Origin of the sequence: Schlesneria sp., assembly GCF_036405755.1 — a bacterium.
Lineage (GTDB): Bacteria > Planctomycetota > Planctomycetia > Planctomycetales > Planctomycetaceae > Schlesneria > Schlesneria sphaerica.
In genome coordinates, this window is record NZ_DASWWZ010000022.1 from 1 (window position 1) to 4,807 (window position 4,807).

Consider the following 4,807-nt stretch of genomic DNA (forward strand, 5'->3'; position numbering starts at 1 on the left):
TGGCGAATTGCCTGGGACTGCTGGTTGGCTGCGCTGATCAGCGAATGTGCGCCGCGAAGATGATCGCGCAGTTCAATGAGAAATGGCCGCCCGATCTCCTCAGCTACTTGCTGCTGCAAGTCAGGACTCAAGGACGATCTCGTAGTCGACTCCGGCGATTCGCGAATGATGATCTTAGACTCTTTATCCGATTTGGGTAATGGAATCTGAATCGGAGATTGGCCAGCGGCTTTCTTAGCCCAGTGGCCGCGGGGTGGGCAGGGGATTTTCTGCTTGCGACAGATTTTCGCGAGTCCGACATCCGAAATACCATATCGCTTCGCGACATGAAGCATTGGCTCAGACCAGACTTGATCGTAGAGTTCCTTGCGGGTGACTTGGGTTGTAGCCATGCGCAACCTACTTCGCTCGGGATACTGGTACTTTCTGCCCAGTAGGATACCACGCTTCCGGCAATCCGGAATCCGCGCAATCGCGCACCTCAGTTAGGGCAATTCGTCTATTCAGCACCGTGAGTTCGTGCTTGCCTCTCGCGATGTTGCTGGACATGTCGACTGACGGTCTGGGCCGAGATGCCAACGGTCGCAGCGATCTGATCTGTAGGGGTACCCTGCGAATGTAGTTCAATGATACGGTCGATAACTGATCGCTTCGTGTAAGCCTGTGGCTGAGGAGTGAACGGAGACGGACCAGCTTCTTGGAAAACGGGGTCAAGGTACTTCTGGACATCGCGGATTGCCTGGAAGACCTTGCCGAATGGACGATTCGTGTAGACGTCGGACAGAGAGTCCGATTTGACAGGCTCGCCGTGGCAGTCAAAAACGCCAGCAATCTCGCCGGTGGAATGGCGCTTGATGAGATCGCTGGCGGTCTTTCGCAGCTTGCCGAACGAAAGGTCGCGAATTTCCTGACCGTCGTCCTGAATCCGTTTGATCAATTTGGCCAGTTGATTTGGGATCGCCTGATTTGTGTTGCTGCCCTTGGTCTGCTGATCCAGGGGCTTGCCCTTTTCGTTCAGAATCAGCTGCGCAGACGGCGAGTATTCGGGGAACTTCTTTCGACGCTCAGCGACCCATTCTAGCGCCTGAACCGTCATCGGAAACAGGATGTGTTCGCCGTACACACCGCTCTTGCGACGTATTCGCTTAATGAAGCTGTCCGCGTTAGTTGTTGGGAATCCGAGGACCTCCTGTTCTCGTTCTGAATGTCCGGAATACAGATAAACCTCACCCACCAGCAGTGAGGAGATTTCCGCGCGACCGAAACCGCAGTTCAGCGCCAGCAACAGGAGGAGCCGATCAAATGGCTGGCCGTATCGCATCATCAGACGCAGTTCGTCCAGTGAGAAGGTGTCGACCTGTTCCAGGCTTCGTCGGGCGTGGTCGCTCGGAAGGCGACGAATACGCGTGTCGTAGTCGTTGAACGCTTGTGGTTTGGTCCACGCAAACTCACTGGAAGCATGGAGCCAGGTCAAAAACCGCATCAAGACTCCGAGGTAATTGCTTGTCGACTTCGGGGTCATGGGGACTGTTGAGTTGAGCTTGCATGGTCGCCGCCGCCAATAGCCAATCAGTTCTTCGACGGCAGTGCTGTCGAGCCGACTCAACAGCGTGTCAGGATGATGCTTCATGAGATTCTGGACTTGTCGAACCTGCATGTGGCCCCACTCCGAGATGTGGCCTGTTTCATGCCGGAAAAACTCCTTCTGAAGATAGTCCTGGTAGCGCTTGAACGCCTGGTGCAATGTTGCCGTAGGGGATGCCGGTGAAGAGCGTTGCGCGGTGTTGGTTCCGGGCCGTGGCTTCGATGGTTGTGCTGTCGGTTCCGGCTTTTGTCTTGCCGCAGCGGGGTCGCTGGGCTTGAGGATACCCAGCTTATGGATTGCGGAGACTTCGGGTTCCGGTTGAGGCGACGTGGTCTCAGAGTTGGCCCCAATCCACGGATCAAGATTCAGCCCCGCCTCTTTGGCAACCTGCTGAACTCGTTCGATGGCCTGAATCGTTTCGACGTCGATCGGCAGGATCTTGAGATCCCGTGTTGAGTCCGGAATGGCTTCAAACATTTCCAATGCGGCCTGACCGATCTCAAACGCATGCTGGTCCTCAGGGATGAAGCAGATCACCGGATACTTGGCCTGCATCCGCTGGATTCGGGCCGTGTACTGAAACTGCTTCTCCTTGGGACCACGGGGAACGGGGATGTTGATGGCCCCTTTGGCGACCCTCATAGCGACTTCGAGCAGCCCATCAGGCCAGAGCGGCCGGTGCTCCTGGCACGTCTTCTCGAACTCGTCCCACAACTCGCGTAGCTTTCGCTCGCGGCGTTCGGCTTCCTTGCGGTCGGTCCCCAACAGGAACTTGTGCTGCTGGAGTTTTCCGCTCTTGGTGCGTTCCCAGCCGATGTGGCGAGTGTAGTAACCGCGACTGTCCGGTTTCCACGTGAGGCGGCTTCGAGTGGCCATTTGCACCCCCATTCTGACTCGCCTTATCAGAACATTCGCTCCGAAAACGAGCCCTTATCAGAACAATTATCAGAAACCAGGGGGTTTGGGGGCTTTTGAAGGCTCGCCGGAGACCCCTGAAAAACGCTGGATTCCCAACAAAAATAGCCACTTGCAACAAGAATGCAAGTGGCTATGGCATGGAGGCGGGGGGAATTGAACCCCCGTCCTGAGATCCCTTAGAAAGGATATCTACGTGCGTAGTCCGCTGTTTAAGTCATCGCTGAAGCCACAACGAACGAAGGCTTCTGGCGATCAGTGTCCCACGAGTCTTGCCCCCGGCGTAGGTCACATTGACCAGGGGCCAGCCTGTTTTTACATTTGACTTTTGGACTCCACAGGCGGGGATTCCTCAGTCAAGGCCACACTAGGCAGCCAGGGTCAACGGCTTGTTAGCAGTTGTTTTTTGATCAGCTTTTTACGTGGCCAACTGATCAACCACGGCACGCCACCCAGACCTCGCAAATCCAGTCGAATCCGATCGCCCCCGAGGTCCTCCTTTGGCCAGATTTGTGCGATTGAACAAGTCCTGAACTTGGGGTTCAAACAACCTGACGTCGTCTCACAGAATCAGCCAATGGATGATGGACTGCCAAATCCTATCCGGCGGGGAGTTTCCGTCAAGACGGTGAAACATCTGGACCGGGAATTTCGGCTGGTTTTTGGTGGGTTATGGGCAATTGGCTGGACTGGGTGGAATCGTGGCGGGATTCTGGTTCGGGTTTCCTGTCGCAGAGCGACAGGTCTACTTTGGGGAAGAACTGCTTTATTGCAGCGGCTGTTTTTTGTGGACGTGTGTGTGTGTTGACGGAGCTTTCCGGGGTGGTGAGCGTTCCACTGCAGTGAGCATTTCGTTCCGGCTTTCGGGGTTTGACTTACCATGAATCGATCTTTTGATTCTTGCCAGCACGACTCGGTGATCACTTGCATCGCCTTCATGGCCTGTATTCTGGCAATCTCCCGCGTCGTAGCTGGTGCCGGGGATGAGGCTGCAGCCTTGCTGAAGCCTGTCCCGGCGATTGAGGCGGGACGGTTGGGGCGATCCGTGGATCCCTTCATTGGGACAGGAGGCCTGTTCTGCCTGTGCGGGAACAATTTTCCTGGGGCAACCCTCCCGTTCGGGATGGTGCGGCTCAGCCCAGACACGGTCTCTCCATTCGGTGCCCGTGGGACGAATACCTCCGGGTACTTTTACTCGGATCCGCGAATACTGGGATTCAGCCATACTCGGCTGGCCGGAACGGGGGCGACCGACGGCGGAAATTTTCTTGTTCTCCCGTACGATTCGCAGCAGACGAAAGGGATTAGACGGGGCCTGAATACTCCCTTTCTGCACGAGAACGAAGTCGCCTTTCCCGGTTACTACGGCGTCAGTTTGCACCGGTTGGGAATCCTGGCCGAACTGACATCGACTTGCCGGGTCGGAATTCACAGGTACACGTTCGCTCGGGCTCAGTCCCCTCACCTGCTGATGCACGTCACGAGTGCACTGGGGAAAGGAACCTGTCGAGCGGGGTCGGTTCGCATTCTGCCCGAGGCGGGGGAGATTGCAGGTTCCGCAGAAACGCACGGCACATTCTCGAAACGCTCCGGAGGCCTTCGCGTTTACTTTGTTGCTCGCGTGAATCGGCCCATTCGCGCTTTTGCGACCTGGTCCGGTGACGCAGAGAACCAAGCCGACAGCACAGAGATCGAAGGGGATGACATTGGAGTCGATCTGGAAGTCGACGTTGATCCGACCAGTCGGCAGGTCGAACTGAAAGTCGGCATTTCGTACGTCAGCCTGGAGGGGGCTCGTCAGAACCTGGAAAAGGAAGCGGGGAATCTCAGTTTCGACGAGGCTCTGCAACGGGCCGTTACGGAATGGGAAGAGAAACTGGGGCGAATCGAAGTCTCGGGCGGTTCGGAGTCCGAGCGTACGATTTTCACGACGGCGCTCTACCGGGCCTTCCAGATGCCGACCACGTTCAGTGACGTGGATGGACGTTATTGTGGCTTCGATGGACAAATCCATCAGGCCGACGGCTTTGTTTACTACACGGATCTGTCGTTGTGGGACACATTTCGGACCGTTCACCCCCTCTACAATCTGATTGCCCGCGATGAGCAGGCCGACATGATCAAGTCTCTGCTGAAGATGGAGGAACAGGGTGGCTGGTTACCTCGCTGGCCGTCTGGCAGTGGATACTCGAATTCCATGCTGGGGACACCGGCAGACATCACGATTACCGAAGCGTATCTGAAAGGAATCAGCGACTTTGATATCCAGCAGGCCTATGCCGCGATGCTGAAAACCGCGCACGCGCC

Annotated in this window: 2 protein-coding genes, 1 other RNA gene and 1 pseudogene; 1 reads left to right on the forward strand and 3 read right to left on the reverse strand. The window is 56.3% G+C overall.

The genetic code is table 11. The features are described from left to right. The 3 genes and pseudogenes from VGE80_RS00760 to ssrA all read right to left on the reverse strand — a co-directional run. Nucleotides 1-392 (reverse strand): annotated as a pseudogene (locus VGE80_RS00760) (hypothetical protein); the annotation flags it as partial. 107 nt (nucleotides 393-499) lie between these two features. After that, nucleotides 500-2,461, reverse strand: coding sequence for a hypothetical protein (locus tag VGE80_RS00765; RefSeq protein ID WP_440591324.1), 1,962 nt, complete (start codon nucleotides 2,459-2,461; stop codon nucleotides 500-502). 177 nt (nucleotides 2,462-2,638) lie between these two features. Further along, nucleotides 2,639-2,989, reverse strand: a transfer-messenger RNA (tmRNA) gene (gene ssrA, locus VGE80_RS00770). A gap of 391 nt (nucleotides 2,990-3,380) precedes the next feature. Between ssrA and VGE80_RS00775 the strand changes: the two genes are divergently transcribed. Then, a partial coding sequence (locus VGE80_RS00775) for a GH92 family glycosyl hydrolase (RefSeq protein WP_440591325.1) occupies nucleotides 3,381-4,807 on the forward strand: 1,427 nt, incomplete at its 3' end.

Excerpts from the sequence above, each read along its gene's own strand:
- VGE80_RS00765 (WP_440591324.1), bottom strand. The coding sequence starts at position 2,461 with ATGGCCACTCGAAGCCGCCTCACGTGGAAACCGGACAGTCGCGGTTAC.